Annotated in this window: 16 protein-coding genes; 9 read left to right on the forward strand and 7 right to left on the reverse strand. The window is 39.5% G+C overall.

Going from position 1 to position 19958, the window contains the following annotated elements; translation table 11 throughout:
• The 5 genes from HXT19_RS00060 to pknB are packed head-to-tail and all read left to right on the forward strand — an operon-like array spanning window position 1 to window position 7603.
• Window positions 1–1680, forward strand: coding sequence for a PP2C family protein-serine/threonine phosphatase (locus tag HXT19_RS00060; RefSeq protein WP_004114012.1), 1680 nt, complete (start codon window positions 1–3; stop codon window positions 1678–1680).
• Window positions 1677–3101 carry an FtsW/RodA/SpoVE family cell cycle protein gene (locus HXT19_RS00065; protein WP_004137692.1) on the forward strand — a complete coding sequence of 475 codons (1425 nt, stop codon included), beginning with the start codon at window positions 1677–1679 and terminating at the stop codon, window positions 3099–3101. The genes HXT19_RS00060 and HXT19_RS00065 overlap by 4 nt, the downstream gene beginning before the upstream one ends.
• Entirely contained in the window at window positions 3094–4560 is a 1467-nt protein-coding gene (locus HXT19_RS00070) for a peptidoglycan D,D-transpeptidase FtsI family protein (protein WP_032841060.1), read from the forward strand. Before HXT19_RS00065 ends, HXT19_RS00070 begins: the two co-directional genes overlap by 8 nt.
• Window positions 4557–5522, forward strand: a complete 966-nt coding sequence (locus HXT19_RS00075) for a serine/threonine-protein kinase (RefSeq protein WP_004137650.1) — start codon at window positions 4557–4559, stop codon at window positions 5520–5522. Before HXT19_RS00070 ends, HXT19_RS00075 begins: the two co-directional genes overlap by 4 nt.
• Window positions 5519–7603, forward strand: coding sequence for a Stk1 family PASTA domain-containing Ser/Thr kinase (gene pknB, locus HXT19_RS00080; RefSeq protein ID WP_004114004.1), 2085 nt, complete (start codon window positions 5519–5521; stop codon window positions 7601–7603). The genes HXT19_RS00075 and pknB overlap by 4 nt, the downstream gene beginning before the upstream one ends.
• A gap of 233 nt (window positions 7604–7836) precedes the next feature.
• On the opposite strand, the gene HXT19_RS00085 is transcribed toward pknB, so the two are convergent.
• Window positions 7837–8952, reverse strand: a complete 1116-nt coding sequence (locus HXT19_RS00085) for a class E sortase (RefSeq protein WP_004114002.1) — start codon at window positions 8950–8952, stop codon at window positions 7837–7839.
• Between the two features lie 9 nt (window positions 8953–8961).
• Window positions 8962–9759, reverse strand: coding sequence for a DUF881 domain-containing protein (locus tag HXT19_RS00090; RefSeq protein ID WP_004113998.1), 798 nt, complete (start codon window positions 9757–9759; stop codon window positions 8962–8964).
• Window positions 9760–9835: 76 nt separating this feature from the next.
• Here HXT19_RS00090 and crgA point away from each other — a divergent pair, with 76 nt between their 5' ends.
• Window positions 9836–10237 (forward strand): cell division protein CrgA, encoded by a 402-nt coding sequence (gene crgA, locus HXT19_RS00095; RefSeq protein ID WP_004113997.1) that lies wholly within the window; start codon window positions 9836–9838, stop codon window positions 10235–10237.
• Window positions 10238–10300: 63 nt separating this feature from the next.
• Here the strand turns inward: crgA and HXT19_RS00100 are convergent, their stop codons facing one another.
• Together HXT19_RS00100 and HXT19_RS00105 are read right to left on the reverse strand one after the other, a co-directional pair.
• Window positions 10301–11608, reverse strand: coding sequence for a THUMP-like domain-containing protein (locus tag HXT19_RS00100; protein WP_174142978.1), 1308 nt, complete (start codon window positions 11606–11608; stop codon window positions 10301–10303).
• Between the two features lie 213 nt (window positions 11609–11821).
• Window positions 11822–12523, reverse strand: a complete 702-nt coding sequence (locus HXT19_RS00105; protein ID WP_004116470.1) for a rhomboid family intramembrane serine protease — start codon at window positions 12521–12523, stop codon at window positions 11822–11824.
• 170 nt (window positions 12524–12693) lie between these two features.
• Here HXT19_RS00105 and HXT19_RS00110 point away from each other — a divergent pair, with 170 nt between their 5' ends.
• Window positions 12694–12906, forward strand: coding sequence for a hypothetical protein (locus HXT19_RS00110; protein WP_004113993.1), 213 nt, complete (start codon window positions 12694–12696; stop codon window positions 12904–12906).
• 202 nt (window positions 12907–13108) lie between these two features.
• Here the strand turns inward: HXT19_RS00110 and HXT19_RS00115 are convergent, their stop codons facing one another.
• Window positions 13109–15592, reverse strand: a complete 2484-nt coding sequence (locus HXT19_RS00115) for a glycogen/starch/alpha-glucan phosphorylase (protein ID WP_004113991.1) — start codon at window positions 15590–15592, stop codon at window positions 13109–13111.
• A gap of 276 nt (window positions 15593–15868) precedes the next feature.
• On the opposite strand from HXT19_RS00115, the gene HXT19_RS00120 reads away from it, so the two are divergent.
• On the forward strand, window positions 15869–16312 hold the full coding sequence (locus HXT19_RS00120; protein WP_116773010.1) for a sterol carrier family protein: 444 nt from the start codon (window positions 15869–15871) through the stop codon (window positions 16310–16312).
• Window positions 16313–16366: 54 nt separating this feature from the next.
• Here the strand turns inward: HXT19_RS00120 and HXT19_RS00125 are convergent, their stop codons facing one another.
• Complete coding sequence (locus HXT19_RS00125) at window positions 16367–16774, reverse strand: DUF3073 domain-containing protein (protein ID WP_004113981.1); 408 nt, start codon at window positions 16772–16774, stop codon at window positions 16367–16369.
• 156 nt (window positions 16775–16930) lie between these two features.
• Here HXT19_RS00125 and trpS point away from each other — a divergent pair, with 156 nt between their 5' ends.
• Window positions 16931–18022, forward strand: coding sequence for a tryptophan--tRNA ligase (gene trpS, locus HXT19_RS00130; RefSeq protein WP_004116481.1), 1092 nt, complete (start codon window positions 16931–16933; stop codon window positions 18020–18022).
• A gap of 134 nt (window positions 18023–18156) precedes the next feature.
• Here the strand turns inward: trpS and HXT19_RS00135 are convergent, their stop codons facing one another.
• On the reverse strand, window positions 18157–19929 hold the full coding sequence (locus HXT19_RS00135) for a threonine/serine ThrE exporter family protein (RefSeq protein WP_020759674.1): 1773 nt from the start codon (window positions 19927–19929) through the stop codon (window positions 18157–18159).
• Between the last annotated feature and the right edge of the window lie 29 nt (window positions 19930–19958).

Raw genomic sequence — 19958 nt, forward strand, 5'->3', positions numbered from 1 at the left:
ATGACACAATTAGATTCAGACATTGATAGTAGAAATTCCGATACTGTATATAATTCTTTAAATAATAAAAACACTAATCGAGATAAAGAAAATAATTTTAATAAAGCTTCATTTATTGATAAAGCGTTGTTTATGTATTCCACGGCTGTTAGTGATGTTGGTACAGTTCGTAGTAATAATCAAGACTCAGCGTTCGCAGGAGAGCGTTTAGCATCTATTTGTGACGGTATGGGTGGCCATGCTGGTGGAGATACGGCGTCCACTATTGCAATAAGATCTTTAGCTCATATTGAGCAGGATTCAAGACCAAATGATGTAAAAGCTGTTTCTTCTATGATGGAAACGTCAATTATGGCAGCTCACGACGCGATTGTTGGAAAAGCTAAGCGTGAAAGACGTCTTGCTGGCATGGGAACGACAGTAACAGCTGTTTCTTTAGTAAACGGATACTGGGTTCTTGCGCATTTAGGTGATTCTAGAGCCTACTTGTTGCGAGATAATCATCTTATAAGAATGACTTGTGACCATAGTTATGTTCAACATTTAATTGATACTGGTCATATTACTCCAGAAGAAGCAAGAAATCATCCGCAACGCAATGTTGTTATGCGAGTATTGGGTGATTTTGATATTGATCCACGCCCAGATATGGCAATTCGATTAGCTCATCCTTCAGATCGCTGGTTGCTTTGTTCAGATGGAGTATGTGGAGTATTAGAAGATTCCACTATTCAAGAAGTTATGAGCAGTGTATCTAATCAAGAAGAATGTGCTCAAAAACTTGTTTCAATGGCTCTTAAAGCTGGAAGTACTGATAATGCCACAGCTGTTATTGCAGATGCGACTTTGGCACTAGACGCAGATGCTTTTGATTTACCTCACCAAACACCATTGATTGGCGGTGCTGCAAGTAAGGATTTGGAATCGATAGCAGATATTGTTAATAAGGCAGTATCTTCCACACCAGTGTTGCGAGAAGGTAAAAATTCACCTGCTCAAAGAGCCGCTGCTCTTATACAAGATGGTGAAAAGTCGAGTGAAAAAGATGTTGAAAAAGTTGAAACAACTCGTTTAGTTCAGCCTTCTCACTTAAGAAATGAAGAAGAACTTAGGTCTACAGATACAAATGAGATTCCTATTGTAAAAAAGAAGAATGGAAGAATCTCAACTGATCCTAGAGATCCAGATGTTGCTAGAGCTGTAAAAAGAGAACAAGCTGAAGCACATAAAGCAAATAAGATTAGAAAAAGATGGATGAGAATAGGAGTTGCTTTCGCAATACTTGTAATATGCTCTATTGTTGCTTCTGGGGCATATCTTGTATATTCGTGGACTCAAAAGCAGTATTACATTGGTAAAGGTAACGATAGAGTAGTTATTTACCAAGGTGTTCCTACAAATATTTTTGGTTTAGAACTTTCTCATCAGATCGAAGAAACAGATATTAGAGTAAAAAAACTAGATAAATCTTGGCAAGATCAACTCGATGAAGGAATAAGTTTTAGCAGTCTTAAAGAAGCTAGAGGACACGCAAAATTAATAAGACGTGAAATGCGTGCTAGAGAAATTGAAAAACACAGTAATAAACAAAAAAGCGCTAAATCTAGTTTAGACGATAAAGATGGCAATAATAGTGGAGTTGTAAATTCAGACTCTGATTCAGGGGGTAAAACCTCATGAATATGTTGAGTATTAGAATTAAACAAATTTCTCTACTTCTGTTTTCCATAATTATATCTTCATTAGCATTTTTGCAGATGTTTTTGAGGATTAATGGATATATTCCAGCAGATTATATTGGAATGCTTACTTTTACAACAGCCTTATACTTGGTTCTATGGGGAGTTTTAATAGTAAAAAAACCTTATTGTAGTCAAGTTATATTGCCATGTATGCTTCTGCTTACAACTATCGGCACAGTAATGATTGCTAGGATAGATAAACAGCACAATACAGATATTGCTATGAAACAGCTTATATGGGTTTGTGTTGCTCTTGTTTTGTCAATAATTTTTGTGCTTGTTCTTGAAGATTACAGAATACTTAGACGTTTTTCGTATGTAAGCATGATAATAGGTTTTATATTGTTACTATCTCCAATGCTTCCTATAGTTGGTAAGGAAATTGGCGGAGCAAGAATATGGATTGGTTTTGGTAACCACACTCTTCAACCTGGAGAATTTGCAAAGTTATTCTTAGCATTCTTCTTTGCAGCATATTTGTTTGACCATAGAGACAGGCTTGCTGTTGGCGGAAAAAAGATTTTAGGCGTGCATCTTCCGCGATTTAAAGACATGGGTCCTATTGCACTTGTTTGGGCTGCATCAATGTGCGTTCTTGTTGTACAACATGATTTAGGAACATCTTTAATGTTCTTTGCAATGTTTGTTTCTATGTTGTATGTTGCTACAGGCAGAAAAGGTTGGCTTGCAATTGGATTTATAGCATTCATGATTGGATGCTTTGTAGCTGTTAAATTATTTGCTCACGTGCAGTATAGAGTAGATGCTTGGCTTAATCCGTATGACCCAGTTATTTACAATAGATTCCCAGGTGGTTCTGCTCAGATTGTTACAGGATTATTTGGATTGGCAGCTGGTGGTGTTACAGGAACAGGATTAGGGCAAGGTCACCCATCTTTGACACCTCTTGCTAATTCTGATTTTATTTACGCTTCAGTGGGTGAAGAATTAGGATTGACTGGGTTGTTCATAGTATTAATGCTTTACTTGATTATTATTGCTTCGGGTATGATAACGGCAATGAAAATCAAGGATGGTTTTGGAAAACTCCTTGCATCTGGTTTAGTTTTTACAATGGCTTTCCAAGTTTTTACTGTTGTTGGAGGTATTACTCTTGTAATTCCTTTAACTGGTTTAACAATGCCATATATGGCTGCTGGAGGATCATCATTAATGGCAAATTATTTGCTTGCTGCTATTTTGATTGTTATCTCTAATGCTGCAAATAAGCCTGAAACTGCTGTTATGTCTGATACTTTCCAATACGAAGCTTTAGCTGCCTTAAGAGAACGAGAACTTAGGGAGAGAGAAAATAAAGCCTCTGATCTTAAAGAAGATGGAGGTGAAAGCTATGAATAAATGTTTAAAAGAGATTTTTACTGCAGTAATAATATTATTCGTAATACTTTGTGTTTCTAGTACTTATATAACTTCTATAAAAGCAAACGAGTTAAATTCAGATCCTAGAAATAGGCGAGCACTATACCATGAATTTGGGTCTCCTAGAGGAGCAATACTTGCGTCTGATGGAACAGTATTAGCAAAATCTGATCCATCTAAAGATGCTTTTGTTTATCAGCGCTCATATTTCAATGGTGAAGTTTATGCTCCGATTACAGGATATTATTCAATAAGTCAAAGAGCTGATAGAGGAATAGAAGCGTCAAGGAATGAGCTTTTAAGTGGACAGTCAGATGCTTTATTCCTTCAAAAGTTTAAGTCATTGTTTACTGGAGCAGAAAATAGGGGTGCTTCAATAGAAACATCTATTAACACTAAGCTTCAGACTCTTGCATATAATCTACTAAAAAATAAAGAAGGCGCTTTAGTTGCTATAGAGCCAAAAACTGGACGAATACTAGCAATGGTTAGCACTCCAAGTTACAATCCTTCCCTTCTTGCTTCTCACAATATTTCTTCTGTAAATAGGTCTTACAAGGATCTTATATCTAATATTTATAATCCGATGCTTAATCGTTCCATTTCTGAACTGTATGCACCGGGATCTACTTTAAAAACACTTATTGCTGCTGCAGCGTTAGAATCTGGAAAATATGATTTAAATACTCAGATTCCAGCTGGATCAAGCTACACTCTTCCTGGAACTCGAACACATTTAACAAATGTTGTTGTTCCTGCAAATGGAGTTAACGGACAAATATCATTTGAAGATGCCTTAGCTTATTCTTCAAATACTGCTTTTGCACAGTTAGGAATATCGTTAGGGTCTGACGCAATAATAAAGCAAGCTAAGAAATTTGGATTCTTTAGCTCATTTACTTTAGATGGATCAGATTCAACTGGTTTCCCTATGAGAGTAGTAACATCATTACTTTCTACTAAACCATCTCAAGATAAATTAGCTCTAGAATCTATAGGTCAAGGAGATGCAAAGATTACTACGCTTCAAAATGCTATGATTGCGTCGGCTATAGCTAATAATGGAACTCTTATGAAACCAACTTTGGTTGATTGCGTAAGATCTAGTGATTTGTCTGTTATATCGCAAACAAGTCCTACTGTTATGAGCCAAGCTATTAGTGCACAGACAGCTGCAAAACTTAATAGTATGATGCAAAGTGTAGTAGTTAAAGAAAATTCAAATCTTTCTCTACCAAATATTCATGTTGCAGCAAAAACTGGAACAGCGCAGATTGGTGTAAAAAATCAGTCTGCAAATGGGTGGGTAATTGGATTTGCCCCAGCAGAAGACCCTAAAATAGCTATAGCAGTAGTAGTTCATAATGCGAACACATATGGAACTTATACTGCAGGACCTATTATGAAGCAGGTGATGAAGGAGGCTCTTAAGCAATGAAACTTGTTGAAGGACAGTTAGTTCATCATCGATATAGGTTAGATAGACGTCTTGCACAAGGCGGTATGGGCGAAGTATGGAAAGGTTTTGACATACAGCTTGGCAGAATTGTAGCAATTAAAGCTCTTAGAACAGACACTAACAATGTTGAAGCTAAGTTGCGTAGACTTCGCGCAGAAGCACATAATTCAGCCAATTTAGCACATCCTAATATTGCGGCATTATTTGATTATTATGAGCATGATGGTATTGGCTTCCTGATTATGGAGTATGTGCCTAGTAAATCTTTAGCAGATTTGTATCATAAAGAAAAAACTGTGGAACCAACTCGTTTGCTTCCTATTCTTATTCAAACAGCTAGAGGTCTTTTTGTAGCTCATTCTCATGGTGTTATACACAGAGACGTTAAACCAGCAAACATTATGGTTTCTGATACTGGAAGTGTAAAAATAACAGATTTTGGTGTTTCTTATTCTAGTGATCAAGAACAAATAACTCAGGATGGAATGGTAGTAGGAACGGCTCAATATATTTCTCCAGAACAAGCTCAAGGAGAACAAGCTACTGCTCAATCTGACATATATTCTCTCGGAGTTGTTGCTTACGAAGGACTTTGTGGACACAGACCATTTACTGGAGCTACTCCTGTAGATATTGCAGCAGCTCATGTTAACGATCCTGTTCCACCTCTTCCAGATAGTGTTGATATCCAATTAAGACAGTTTGTAATGTCAATGCTTTCTAAAAATCCAAAAGACAGACCTAAAGATGCTCTAGTGGTGTCAAAAGTTCTTTCGAAAATAGAAAGAAGACTTTTAGATCAACAAACAGCATTTAATAATAAAAACTCAGTACCTTCTTCCGCTGTTCAGCGTCCTGCTCGTAGCGTGAGAAGTGTTCCAAAAACTCAAGTGAATATTATTAACATTTTAAACAATAACAACCGCAAGGAGCAGCAATGAGTAACACAATGCCTACCTCATTAGCGAATGGACGGTATCAATTAGGTGAATTAATTGGTCGTGGCGGAATGGCCGAGGTGAGAATCGCAGAAGATAAACGTCTTGGTCGTACTGTTGCGGTTAAAATTATGCGTTCTGATCTGGCAAATGATGAGATTTTCTTATCTAGATTCCGCAGAGAGGCACATTCAATTGCTCAGATGAACAATCCTAACATAGTTAATATTTATGATTCTGGAGAAGAATCTGTAGAAGATGACAATGGTGTAGAAGAGCATCTGCCATATCTTGTTATGGAATATGTTAAGGGTAAAACTTTACGCGATATTCTTAAAATGAATGGTGCTTTGAGTCAAAGAGATTCTGAACAAGTTATGCTCGGAGTTCTTAATGCTCTTGAGTATTCGCACAGAATGGGTGTGATTCATAGGGATATTAAGCCTGGAAATATTATGATTTCCGAGCAGGGCATCGTCAAAGTTATGGATTTTGGAATCGCTAGGGCATTGGACGATTCTGCAACAACAATGACACAATCACAGGGTGTGGTTGGAACTGCTCAATACTTGTCTCCTGAACAGGCTCGTGGAGAACAAGTAGATATGAGATCTGACTTATATTCTGCTGGCTGTGTTTTATATGAGATGCTAACTGGTAGACCTCCTTTTACAGGTGATTCAGCTGTTGCAATTGCGTATCAGCATGTGTCTGAGGTTGCAACGCCATTAAGTACGCTTGTTCCTGGTCTTCCTGTTATGTGGGATAAGATTTGTGCCAAAGCAATGGCGAAGGACCGTCAGAATAGGTATGCAACTGCCGCAGAATTTAAAAATGACATATTGGCTTTTATGAATGGTGGTGTTCCTGTTGCTGCAGCATTTAATCCTCTGACGGATTTGGCTAATATGCGTGCTAGAAAGCAGGCTGAGCAGAATGCTGCAACACAAGCAATGAACAATGCTGATACCGCATCAACTCAAAGCTTTGGTGCTATTACAGGTCAATTTGAGCCTTATACTCAAAATACTGGTTATAACACTAGAGCAGCGCAGCTTGCAGCTAATAGAGCAAAAAGAAGCAAGAGAATTGTTATTACTTCCGTTATATCTGCTGTAGTTTGCGCAATTATTGTTGCTGGAATTTTATTTGTTTTGAATCGCAGTAAACTTGCTGGAGAAGTTGTAGTTCCTACATTTACAGAAACAACAACGCAGGATGCCGCTCGCGAAAAGTTGCGAGCTCTTGGTCTTATCCCAGATATTTTGGAAGATGATAAATCTTCTCAACCAGAAGGAACTTTTACAAAACAGCTTCCTAAAGGTGGAGCTAAAGTTTCTTCAGGATCTAGAGTAAGCGTATGGTTCTCTGTAGGTCCACAGTCTACTAAGATTCCAGATGTTACTGGTAAATCGCAAGATGTAGCACGTAAAGCTCTTGAACGTGCTGGATTTAAGATATCTAATGTTCGTGTAGAAGATAGCACGGAAGTTAAGAAGAATCATGTTACTCGTACAGATCCTTCTGCAGATTCGTTTGCAGACAAGGGGTCTATGGTTACCTTATACATTTCTTCTGGTCTTACAAAGATCCCTGATGGTTTAGTTGGACAATCTAAGGATGTTGTAACAAGCGAATTGCAAAATCTTGGTTTTACTGTAAATGTTGTTGAGGAAGAATCTGATACTGCATCTGAAGGAACTGTGACCAAGATGAACCCATCTTCTGGTGCTGCAGTAAAGCCTCATAGCTCTGTAACAGTATATGTTTCTAAAGGAAAGCCTAAAGTTGAAGTTCCTCGTTTGGCTGTTGGCACTGTAACTTTCAAGCAGGCTAAACAAGTATTGGAAGCAAAAGGCTTTAAGGTTGTTGCATCTGATGCATCAGCTAAAGATGATGACATAGTTACTGGAATGTCTGAAAAAGAAGGAGCAAAGATTGACAAAGGTTCAACAATCACTTTGACTGTGAAATCTGCTACTCCTTCATCGGACCTTACAAAGCCAGGTACGGGATTAGATTTGAATAAACCTTCTACTGAAGCCCCATCTACATCTACTACAACAACAGATACAGGTTTGTAAAAAGCAAAGCATAAAGCCAGTAAGTTTAATAAGCTTACTGGCTTTTTATATTAATTAAATGCATATGTTAATTAAGTGCATGCTTAATGTCCACGTGTTTTAGTTAGTTCTTGTACATAAACCAAAAGTAGATTATCTAATCTTATACGAAAAAATCAGGGTTAAGAAATCATCCTAACCCTGATTTTTATTATTTATTAATCTTATCTACTTACTTATTATCTACTTACCCTTTAGTAAGGCGTTGCTGTGTATGCAGACATTTCTCTTAAGAATGGTATATTTGCCGAAACAAACGGGTATACCCATTGCATAAGTATCATAATGCATATTAGGTAGATAATTAAGGAGAGAATTAATCTCACTGGAAGAATTCCAGGCTGTAGCCTCATGAGTCCGCCAAAGATGCTGAATTCAGGCTTTGGCTTTAGACCTGCTTTAATCTCGCGTCTTAATGGCCACTGCCATGCAATAGCTCCAGCAGCAAAGATAATCAAATAAACTATCAGCGCGCCAATCATAAGCGGAACAAGCGAATCGAGATGAGAGATCAAAGATTGTTGCTCGTTATTAACAAACTTAACTTTTCCGTTTTCATCTAAAGTAGAAAGCTCTTTTGGAATACCGTCAGAAACTTTAGCCCAATAGTCAAGCTCTCCAAAGCTAACAAAGCGGAACTTAGGTGTAGAGAACTTAGGTTCGCATGTAATAATGGTGATCATGCGTTTCTTTGGCTCTTTACTATGGTTTATTGGATCTGGGTCAAGAACCTCAACCTGTTCTGGTCTAACAATCTTGTGAGTAATGTATTTGTAAACGAACCAATAATCTTTAGTTCGAAGAATAATAGAATCTCCCTTTTGGAACCTATCAACATCCGCAAGAGGCTGACCATAACCATTGCGGTGACCAATAATTGTAATGTTTCCGATTTCTCCAGGCAACTCAGTTTTAGGATAATGACCTAATCCTCGACGATTAAGTATCTCCATATCTACACCTTCAATAACATTACGCTCCCATTGATCACCGAAGCGTGGAATATAGATTCGCGCTAGAAGATCTCCGTGTTTGACGCCCTGTAATTTAGGAGGATTGTCTACTTGAGGAAGAGCAATTTTTGTTTTAGGACCAGCAGCAGGGTTTGTCCAAGAAACAGATTGACGTGTTTCAACTTGTATATGTTCAGCTTGTGCACCCGTCCACCACATCTGCCAGACAATATACAGTGCACAAATAACAGCGAAAGAAATAAGAAGTTCTCCTACAACACCAACTGCTTGCCAGATAATACTGGTTTTGCCGTGTTTAGTTTCGCTACGTTCGTGCATATTGTTAGAACGCTTCATGTTACTCCTTTATTGCCTGTTGGAATGGTGTTGTGGCGAAATATTACTACTAATAAAATCGGCATCTTTTGGAACCGAAGCATATCGTAGCGGCTGTAAAAGTGCAGAAGATTCTGCGAATTTTAGATTACTCTTTTTTTCCACTTTCCATCCCAACCCAAAACCGCTGACATAGTCTTTATATGTTCGAATTGCTGGAGAGTCATCCAGCGCATCTACCATGTCTTCGATTGAGCCAATAGCAGATATTCTATACGGTGGCGAGTACTGATGACCTTGTAGCATAAGCACATTTCCGATACAAACAACAGCAGAATTGAATAGTATGCGTTGGTCTTGGATTGTTATTGCCTCTGCTCCACCTCTCCAAAGGGCATTTACCACCGCTTCTATGTCTTGTTGGTGTATTACGTAGTCATTTATGTTTGCGGAGCTTCCAGACCCGTTTACGGCTGTTTTCCACAGTGGTGAATCGTTTAGTGTAACACTAATTCCAGGTCCCTGTATTGCTGGGAGTATTGTGCTAGCACCAGTGTCGTCGGAAGAATCTGCATCATTTGTATTATTCGTTAAAGTTTTGTTTAGAAGATTTACCTGTGAATCTAGCTCTTTAACATCTTCTCTTAAGCTTTTTGCTCTTTGAGAATTTCTTTCTACCATCTGACCGGTGTCTGATGTAACAAACGCTGTACGATTAATACGCAAGTTAGTAATAAATAAATATCCTGTAAAAGAGATAGCTAATGCCACAGCAATGCTTCCCAACAGCGATTTTTTAGCGCTGTGTTTACCTGTTTGTCTAGCCATAGCATCCAGTCTTCTTATTGCGTTCGAGTGTAACTATTATTATAGCGTGTAGCCGATTGATTGGAGAGTTACTGTTATGGCTGACGAAGAATTAAACACATTGAATGCTGCTTCATCTGCCGATGCTGGCGAAGCAAAAGAATCTTCTAAAGAAGATTTGTATGGCGTGCCTATGGAGCAGGTTGAAGCTGTGCTGAATGCGACTGCGGACAAAGATTCTTTGTCTCCGCAGATACAGCGAATGATGAAGCGTCAAGAAGAAAATACTCGTAGAGTTGAAGAGTCAATTAAAGGAACAAAGGCTAATGCTGGTTGGTTTGTTCCGCTTTTCTGCACGCTTATGATTGTTGGTTTGTTCTGGGCGGTTGTTTACTACCTGAATCCTTCTCTACCAATTCCTGGAATTGGAGCATTTAATCTTTTGATTGCAGCATGCTTGGTTATGGCTGGATTCTTAATGACAATGTGCTGGAGATAAAAAGTTAATAGAACTTTTTAAATCTTGATTAATGGCTGCGTGCATGAGTGCGCAGCCATTAATTTATTTATTGTATATTATCTGTTTATCTGTTACTTGACTTGCTCTAATAATTACGTGCTGGTTTTTACTATCCGTAGTAGCCAGAATTCTAGTTGTACCACCATCTTTTAATTTAAGTTTTTTCTTCAAATCATTAACACTAATTGGAAAATTGTACGTGGCTATATTCGCGTACTCTAAGTCTGAAATAATTTGCTTGATTTCTTTTTTATTCATGCTGCAGACTCCTTCTATTTTCCAAATTTTTCCAGGAAAATCAGAGTTACAATTTTCTGAAATAAAAATGTGGCTGTTGCTTGCGATTTGATAAACACCATATTTTTGTATTAAGAGATTGAAACATCCTGCTTTCATAATAGATGCGTTTGGCTCATAAACATATTTAGCTAAATTTCTCCAATTTTCCATAACATTTGTGACATTATTTGAAATCTCGTAAGATTCTTCAACCTTGTGTAAAGACGAATCATATTTTGCGCAAAAAACAGTAATATTTTCATTGTTAACGCAATGAATCTCAATAATGTTATGTAAATTTGCGTCCAATACTAAAAGTAATTCTTTGCATTCATTGTTGTGAGAAATTATGTGTACCTGACTAACGTTTCCGTTAAAATCACATATAGCTTTTCTCCAATCAAGCATTGGGGATAGTTTTATAATCACAAATTTTGAAGCATCTAGCATCTGTGACTTTAGGTTTATAACATTCGGAGTGCAATCTTCTATAGCGTATGTTCTAGATCCTTTTTTGTCGCGTCTTGCGGGATCAATGTAAATAATGGTAGCTGAATTTACGTTATTTAATACTTCAGAGCTTGTGCAATTTACGCAATGAACATTTTTTAATCCCATTACAATCATATTGTGCTGGCTAATAGCAGATAATTCTTCTTGTTTTTCTGCGCAAATAGATTCACTGAATTCTTTGCTCATTATTGCGCAATCTACGCCAAATCCGCCAGTTAAATCAATTAGTGTAGTGTTAGACTTGTTTAAGTTATTATCTTTTATAAGATTATGAACTATCTGCGCCTTATATTGTGCGGTTGCTTGCGATGAACATTGTTCCATCGAAATGTGAGATGGATATATTACTTGTTTATTCATATACCAATTAGGCAGTTTTGTTTTTGCAATCTGTTTTCCGCTTATTTGATTAACGGCAAATAAAACATTGATTTTGGGATTATTAGATGCTTTTAAAGCAGCATCTTTAGGGTTAGCAGCTTGATTTTCCTTAATAAAATCAAGTGTTTCTTGGCTTTGTGGATCTAGATGTTTTGGATGATTGAATTTAGATTGCATAATTTTATTTCTTATTAAGATTGGAGAAAATCACAATTTATAAAAAATGTGGATAACTTTTATGCACTTGTTAACAGGTTTTAAAAGACTGAGTTATCAACGTTTGTGTACAACATTGTGGATAACATGAGCAGATATTCCCATGTTATACCCAAGTTATCCACTTTTGTGTCCACAATTGTGGAGAACTACATACGTGTAATTTAAAGTTGATTAGCATATGCATAACATGCAAATAGATAGGAGCACAATAAGAATCAGTAAAGAATATATAGCAAAACGCTCATTAAAAGATGCTTTTTTAAGAATCGGATTATTAACTCCAAGCAAAGTAGCCAAAATTGTTCCAGTGATAAGACCACCAACATGAGCCTGCCAAGCAATATTTGGAATAATAATAGGCATAGCTAGAGTTAAAGCAATCCATATCAAAGTTCCTCGAGTATTTTCACCGAGTCTCCATTGAGCTACAAGAAGTGCCCCTATAAGCCCCATAATTGCACCTGATGCACCATAAGCCGACAAGAACCAGTTTCCCGTCATTCTGCAGTAAAGTAGGGTTGCAACGCATCCTCCTAGTCCTGAAATGGCATATAGGAAGAAGAACTTCCACCTGCCAAAGAATTTCTCTAATTCTATTCCGAGAGAATATAAGCAGAGCATGTTGAAAAATATGTGGCTAAATCCAGGAGAATGAACAAACATAGATGTAAACCAAGTCCAAATAGATTTTTTAATCAAAAATGGAGAAAATGCTGTATTCTCAATAAGTACTTGATACAAGTTTGGCGAAAAAGTATGAAGAATAATTTCAACAAGCCAAACAAACACACAAATATAAATGAGTGAATATGTAGCGCTTTTGCAATTAATCTTAAAACGCCTAATAATATTTTTTACATCAAAATTGTTCATAAAATAACATTATCTAATCGCATACACAAAGTTTAAATATTTGTAACCAATCTATATGATAAAAAAGATGCGAGTATTGAAAAAAATCACTATGATAGTGAGTACGCGAGTGAAACTCGATATAAATTGTTGACTTGGACGAGCAGGTCAGCTTGACGAAAGGAGCCATCATGGAGAACAGGTCCTCTGGCGGTTGGAAGTTCTTTGCACTGCTCTTTGGAGCACTGCTCGCAGGTATTGCAGCATTGTATGTATACAAGCAGCATAATCCTGATTATGATCCATGGGAGCAGCCATGGGAGAACAGCTCTTCACCAATCGATTTAGGTGCTGAAAAAACAGATAAGGAAGAATCTGAAGTAGCTAAGCCAGTTGAGGCTTAGATAGAATTAAAATTCTTATACTCAGATTTTTAGCTATATAAGGTGTGAAGTTCTGCACTTATAGTGCATAGTTTCACACCTTATTTTTTTTTTTATTTTGATATTTATTTTTAATTATTTTTATAAATAAAAAAGGCTGTGACCAACAAACGCTAGTCACAGCCTTTTTTATTAAAGCAATTTTTAAAATGCTTTTACATAATTATTCAGCAGTTGGAAGAGCGCCAGTGTGCCAAATGCGATCGAGGTAATCTTCGATAGAGCGATCAGAAGAGAAGTAACCAGAGTTGGCTACGTTCAAAACTGCCATGCGAGCCCACTTCATAGGATCGCGGTAAGTTTCCTCAATTTGAGCTTGAATATCCATGTAAGAGCTAAAGTCAGCCATTGCCATGAAGTAATCGTGAGTAAGCCAATCATTAACGAGTGGCTCATACGCGCTCTTGTCACCATTGGAGAATGTGCCGTCAGCAACCATGTCTACAGCAGTCTTCAATCGAGGATCAGACTCGTAGTACTTGCGGGAGTCGCCGTGATCGTAGCCTTCAGCATAGAGCTTCTCAACCTCGTCAACAGTCATACCAAAGAGGAAGAAGTTCTCAGCGCCAACGCGTTCACGAATCTCAACGTTTGCACCGTCGAGAGTACCAACAGTCAAAGCACCGTTCAAAGCGAACTTCATGTTACCAGTACCGGAAGCTTCCTTACCGGCCTGAGAAATCTGCTCATCCAAATCGGTTGCAGGAATCAAGTTCATAGCAAGTTCAATGTTGTAGTTCTCTGGGAAGAACACTGCGAGCTTGCCCTTGCATGCTGGATCGTTGTTCACAACGCGAGCAACATTGTTAATGAGCTGAATCGTAAGCTTTGCCATAGCATAGCCTGGAGCGGACTTAGCGCCGAAGAACACGGTGCGTGGAAGCATCTTGTCTACGTCGATTGTGCCATTCTTGATTCCAGCGTATGTGGAGATAACCTGGAGGATCTTCATGGACTGGCGCTTGTACTCGTGCAAACGCTTAACAATGGTGTTAAACATAGTATCTGGGTTGATTTCAAAGCCATACTTGTGCTTTGCAAAATCAACAAAGGCAAGCTTGTTCTGCTTCTTAACTTCAGCAAACTTCTTAACGAATGCTGGATCGTCAGCCAATGGCTTCAAACCTTCAAGAAGCTCCAAATCACCCTGCCATGCGTCGGTGCCCAAGCCCTCAGTAATAAGGGCAGACATGCGTGGGTTGCTCAAGCGCACGAAGCGACGAGGAGTTACGCCGTTAGTAACGTTCTTGAACTTATCTGGGTAAACGCTGGAGAAGTCCTTCAAAGTGACATCCTTCAACAACTCAGAGTGAAGCTCAGCAACACCGTTAACATAAGAACCACCGTAAGTAGCCAAGTAAGCCATGCGAACTACAGCACCTTCGCCATTTTCGTCAGCGTCGGTAGCGATACGCATGCGCTCAACCTGATCCTCAGCAACGCCTTTACCGCGAAGCTCATTGCGGAACTGCTCGCTGATACCCTGAATAATCTCAAGGTGGCGTGGCAAAAGTTCGCCAATAAGCTTTGCTGGCCAAACTTCCAAAGCTTCTGGAAGAAGCGTGTGGCAAGTGTAGTTGAAGGTCTTGGTGGTAATGCCCCAAGCGGTGTTCCAATCGTAGCCGTACTCGTCCATAAGAACGCGCATAAGCTCTGGAATACCGATAACTGGGTGAGTATCGTTCAACTGGAAGTTGATTTTGCTTGGGAAGGTGGTGAGATCCGGCTTATCCTGACCTGGATAGAATACGCGGATAGCATCATGAATAGAAGCAGCTACGAAGAAGTACTGCTGCTCAAGACGCAAAGCCTTGCCTTCTGGAGTGGAATCTTCTGGGTAAAGAATCTTAGAAATGTTTTCTGCTGCAACCTGTGGCTTAACAGCATCCAAGTACTCAGACTTGTTGAAGGTGAGCAAATCAAATTCGTCGTAAGACTTTGCAGTCCACAAGCGAAGAGTGTTTACGCGACCAGAGTTGTATCCTGGAACCATGTAATCAACTGGAACTGCGCGAACAGACCAAGCTGGTTTCCAAACGCGCTTACCGTTTTCTTCAACAACTTCGCCGCCGAAGTTAACGCGCTGATCTCGACCGTAATCGATGTGACCCCATGGCTCTTCGTTGCTAAGCCAGTAATCAGGGGTTTCTACCTGCTTACCATCTTCGTCGAAGCGCTGCTTAAAAATTCCGTAACGATACTGGATGCCGTAGCCAAATGCTGGCACGCCGATAGAGGCGAGCGAATCGATGAAGCAGGCTGCGAGACGACCCAAACCGCCGTTACCTAAACCTGGCTCATACTCAGCATCGATAACAGCTTTTGGATCGAAACCAAGCTTAGTTACAGCCTTGTTGAACTGGTCAGTAAGACCAGCGTTAAGCAAAGCGTTCTCAAGCTGCTTGCCCATCAAGAACTCTGCGCTCAAATAGCCCACAGCCTTGGTGTTGCCGTTAATCATGTCATGCTGGGTCTGCATCCAAGAGTCCATCAAGTGGCGACGGACCGCGGTAGCAGCGGCAACATACACATCAGCCGTAGTGGCCTGTTCTGGCGTGACACCTTGAGTGTACTTCAGATGTTCTTGAAGTTCTTTGGCAAATGTCGCCGCAGTTGTCTTGGCTTTCGGCGCGACGTGTTTAGTCATATTTGACTCCTTGTGCCGTGAATAATATATTTACCTAAAATGTGCGAATAGCAACCCCTGATTATGTTGGTTGTAGCCGCGCCAAATTGCACTTAACAAGACGGTACGCGGCAATGCACACGTTTTCATTGTTGATGATATCACAACCCCAAACACTTATTAAGAATTATTCACAATATGACTTTTATTAAACTTTTATCTAGCTTTGATTTAGCTTTAATAAAACGCTACTAAAAATACAGATAATAGTCATGTAATTCATGAGATAATTCAAATATGACAGTTATAAGAGAAAAAGATATAAATCGCGCTAAAGAATCATTTAAATTATGGGAAAATAAGGCGAAGGCGTATGTGAAATCTCTGCAAGATAAGGAAAATTTCACATGTATTAACAGCAAAATTCTTGAAGTTAGTAGAGATGATGAAGCAATGGCTGTTAGGTATTCTCTTTATGTCTTGGAATCAATAGCGCCTGGATTTGCTGTAGAGGTAAGAGTAGCGCCCTGGGGAGCTGTAAAAATCCTAGAAGGTCCACAATCAGATCCACACAATCTAACGCCGCCTGATGTTATAGAACTTGATCCAGATGTTTGGTTGCGGCTTTCCTGTGGAATAACAAAATGGAATTACGAGCAGCAAATTGGCAACATAAGTGCAATTGGAGAGCGAGATAACCTAAGCAATCTGCTGCCCGAACTCACAAAATCTCTTGCATGAGAATAATTTAATTCAACAATTTAATTAAACAATTACTTGTTTATTATTTTTAAATTACTTCTTATGCATAAAATTCGGCATAGGCATAGGAATATGGTGGTGGACCGTGCCAGAATTGCCGGACGATTTATCTTTATTAGCTGCAGACGCAGCTGCTTCAGCAGCCCACTTAGCGTAATCGTCTAAATCGTCATCGTTGCAAGGAACAGAATCGCACGAGTCTTGCTCTTCATTAGCGTCTTTAGAATCGCTATCATCAGCAAAATCAGACGAATCTTCTTCCTTATCAAGATAATCTTTAGATTCATCATAATTATCAGATTCAAACGGATCGAAGGATCCCTGACCAGGCTCGTGAGTATTAAGCTCCTTAGCAAGCTCGTCATAATCCGTATCGGTCGTCAGGTATTTGAGCTTACGGGCAATTTTCTGTTGCTTTGCCTTCTGTCGTCCGCGGCCCATCTGACCCCCTCTAATTTACCGAAACAATCAATTCATCACACAAGAGCGTACCACTGTGCCGCAACCGAGTATATTGTCTGAGTGGACTTTTACGATAAAAGCCATATTTTTAGGCTTAAAAATCGCAAGAAAAATCGCGTGCGTAAGGAGTTAGAAATGTCAGAAGAAGCACAAGTTACGGCTGCTGGAAATGAAATAAGTGCAAGCTTTGTAGCAGCTCAAAAACGTTCAGACGCAACGCTTGAGAAGCTAAAAGCAAATCCTAGCTCCTTTACTATGCTTACAGGAGATAGACCGACAGGAAGACTTCATTTAGGACACTACTTCGGTTCGATTCGTGAGCGTGTCGCAATGCAAAATCTTGGCGTAAACACAAACGTGATTATTGCGGACTATCAGGTGATTACAGATAGAGACACTGTTGAACACGTAGAAGATAATGTACTAAATCTTGTTCTTGATTATATGGCTGCTGGAATTGATCCTAAGAAAACAATGATTTTTACACACTCCGCTGTTCCTGCAGAAAATCAGCTTATGCTGCCATTTTTGTCTTTAGTTACAGAAGCAGAATTGCATAGAAATCCTACTGTTAAAGCAGAAATGGAGGCTTCGGGTCATGCTTTAACAGGACTTTTGCTTACGTACCCAGTGCATCAAGCTTGCGATATTTTGTTCTGCAAAGCAAATGTTGTGCCAATTGGAAAAGATAATTTGCCACACATTGAGATTACGCGCACGATTGCTCGCAGATTTAACGAGCGTTATGCAAAGAAGAATCCTGTTTTCCCAGAGCCAGCTGCGATTCTTTCGGATACGCCAGAAATCCCAGGATTAGACGGACGCAAAATGAGTAAGTCTTACGGAAACTCGATTATGCTAGGCGCAACCGCAGAAGACACAGCGAAGCTGATTAAGAAAAGCCCAACTGATTCTGAGCGCACAATTACATTCGACCCAGTGGCTCGCCCACAGGTTTCTGCTCTTTTGACTACTGCTGGATTGGTTACTGGCAGAGATCCAAAAGATATTGCGCAAGAAATTGGTGACGCAGGTGCAGGAGCACTAAAAGCGTATGTTATTGAATCTGTAAACAACTTCCTTGCTCCACACCGCGAGCGTCGTGCGGAATTGGCAAAAGATATGGACGCTGTGAGAGATATTTTGCACGATGGAAATGCAAGAGCTGCTGCGATTGCGCAAGAAACACTTGATCAAGTGCGAGAAGCAATGAACATGAAGTATTGATTAACAATGTTGATTAGCAATAATTAAATCTGATTAATTCTTGCTTGATTGCATACAAATAAAACGCCCAGTAGTCGCTGGGCGTTTTTGTTTAGGTTTATACTATTCGTTTTATCTTTTTATTTTCGATATAACTAAATGTCGTATCGCCAGCTTTTATCTGTTATAACTCGCGCAACAGCAAGTCCTAATGGCAAGCAAATAATCACCATAAAAGCGCGGAAAGTCCAATCTAAAGCAGGAAGAGTATTAAACTGTCCAAGATAAAACATTGCACGATACATATAAAGTCCAGGAACCATAATCACAATAGATGGAACAGTAAGACCAATACGCGGATAGCCCAAATATTGAGGCGCCCAACCTCTATGAACTACAGATCGCCAAGCGGAAGCCAAAAGACCAGCAAGCAAAGCGCCAGTAAATGCTGCGATTTCTGCAGCAATACCAAAATCAGCCATAGTTAAGCGCAAAGTATCGGTAATCGCGCCGATTATTCCAGCAACGAAACACATTCTTTGAGGAGAATTAAACAGAACGGAGAATCCCCACACGCCTGCAAACGCTGTAATCATTCTAAGAACAGCATTAAGCCAAGGATTTAAGCCCAGTGGAGTAAAGCCTTGGGGATTAAGTTGAACAAGGCTTGCAACCATCCAGCCAGCAAGAGTACCCATTAGAATAATCGCCATTGTGTAGCAAAGTCGCTGAATGCCAGAAGGAAAATCAATCTTAGCAATATCTAAGCCGCCTGTAATAAGAGGAAAACCTGGAATTACAAACAAAACAGAGCCAATATAAGCTGTATTATGATGCAAAGCAGCAGGATCAAAACATCCAACAAGTCGAAGAGAAGCAATGCAACTCAAAGCGCCAACAGCAACAGCAATAAACGTTACAACAAATTGGTTTAGATGATGCATAAACATGCGTCTTCTAACATAATGACCAATGCCAGCTCCAATAAAAGCACCAAGCATATCGTAAGCGCCGCCGCCGAGCAAAAATGCGAAGGACGCGCACGCCACAGCAGACGCAAGACCTGCAAACCAAGGCTTATAAAGAGGCTTACGATTTTTAATTAAATCGAGACGGTCGTGAACTTGACGAACAGTAAGCGGCGCGGAAAAGTCGCCAGCATTATTTGGATTATTGGAATTATGCGGATTGTTTTTAAGATCTAAATTCAAATTATTTTGAGAATTTTGAACATTTTTGACATTTTGAACGTGAGAAAAATGCTCAGCATACGTTCTTTCTGGTTGAAGCGCAAAAATCCCGCGAGGTTTTTCTTTGCGAATCGCCTCTTGAATTGCCATTTTTTCTTCGACTTTTGCAGCGTGCTCCTCCGACTGCTTAGCTGTTTGAACAATCGCATTCTCATTGCTGCTAGCTTGAAGAGTGTCCACCAACTCCTTAGAAACAGCTGCCTTTGAATGATATAAGGAATCATTTCCAAGTTTAACGTTAAACCAATCTGCAAAATGTTCGAGAAGCCAAATTCTCTCCGTATTTACGCCAGTAGTAGGCAGATCAACAACTTCGGTAATGCGCTCATGCTTATCTGTGCAAGTAGCCTCAATATCGGTTAAATTAACGTCTGCACGAACATTTACACCCATAGGTTCGCCAACGCGGTGCATAAGCTCGCGAACGCGGTAGCTTCCAGTTCCTGCGCCTAAACCTAAAGCGCCAACTCGAATAATAATGCTGGATTTTGCTGCAATCCCAGCTTCCGTAACTGGTTTATCCCAATCGCGCTCAACATCTTCCATATCTAGCGGAATCGCGTGCGTTTGAAAGCGCCCAGAAGGCTTTCCTACTATATGACCAGTCGAAAGTATTTGTGGAGTATTGCCTATATTACTGTTTGAATTACTATCAGCGTTATTCTCTTCTATGCTCACAATTTTTAGTATACGCAGCGCGTAGCCTA

It is taken from the genome of Gardnerella sp. DNF00038 (assembly GCF_049262855.1).
Taxonomy (GTDB): domain Bacteria; phylum Actinomycetota; class Actinomycetes; order Actinomycetales; family Bifidobacteriaceae; genus Bifidobacterium; species Bifidobacterium vaginale.

What these genes read in the sequence shown, in the direction of transcription:
- HXT19_RS00125 (WP_004113981.1), bottom strand. Translation starts at nt 16,774, where the DNA reads ATGGGCCGCGGACGACAGAAGGCAAAGCAACAGAAAATTGCCCGTAAG.
- HXT19_RS00075 (WP_004137650.1), top strand. Translation starts at nt 4,557, where the DNA reads ATGAAACTTGTTGAAGGACAGTTAGTTCATCATCGATATAGGTTAGAT.
- HXT19_RS00110 (WP_004113993.1), top strand. Translation starts at nt 12,694, where the DNA reads ATGGAGAACAGGTCCTCTGGCGGTTGGAAGTTCTTTGCACTGCTCTTT.
- crgA (WP_004113997.1), top strand. Translation starts at nt 9,836, where the DNA reads ATGGCTGACGAAGAATTAAACACATTGAATGCTGCTTCATCTGCCGAT.
- trpS (WP_004116481.1), top strand. Translation starts at nt 16,931, where the DNA reads ATGTCAGAAGAAGCACAAGTTACGGCTGCTGGAAATGAAATAAGTGCA.
- HXT19_RS00085 (WP_004114002.1), bottom strand. Translation starts at nt 8,952, where the DNA reads ATGAAGCGTTCTAACAATATGCACGAACGTAGCGAAACTAAACACGGC.
- HXT19_RS00070 (WP_032841060.1), top strand. Translation starts at nt 3,094, where the DNA reads ATGAATAAATGTTTAAAAGAGATTTTTACTGCAGTAATAATATTATTC.
- HXT19_RS00060 (WP_004114012.1), top strand. Translation starts at nt 1, where the DNA reads ATGACACAATTAGATTCAGACATTGATAGTAGAAATTCCGATACTGTA.
- HXT19_RS00120 (WP_116773010.1), top strand. Translation starts at nt 15,869, where the DNA reads ATGACAGTTATAAGAGAAAAAGATATAAATCGCGCTAAAGAATCATTT.
- HXT19_RS00065 (WP_004137692.1), top strand. Translation starts at nt 1,677, where the DNA reads ATGAATATGTTGAGTATTAGAATTAAACAAATTTCTCTACTTCTGTTT.
- HXT19_RS00090 (WP_004113998.1), bottom strand. Translation starts at nt 9,759, where the DNA reads ATGGCTAGACAAACAGGTAAACACAGCGCTAAAAAATCGCTGTTGGGA.
- HXT19_RS00105 (WP_004116470.1), bottom strand. Translation starts at nt 12,523, where the DNA reads ATGAACAATTTTGATGTAAAAAATATTATTAGGCGTTTTAAGATTAAT.
- pknB (WP_004114004.1), top strand. Translation starts at nt 5,519, where the DNA reads ATGAGTAACACAATGCCTACCTCATTAGCGAATGGACGGTATCAATTA.
- HXT19_RS00115 (WP_004113991.1), bottom strand. Translation starts at nt 15,592, where the DNA reads ATGACTAAACACGTCGCGCCGAAAGCCAAGACAACTGCGGCGACATTT.
- HXT19_RS00100 (WP_174142978.1), bottom strand. Translation starts at nt 11,608, where the DNA reads ATGCAATCTAAATTCAATCATCCAAAACATCTAGATCCACAAAGCCAA.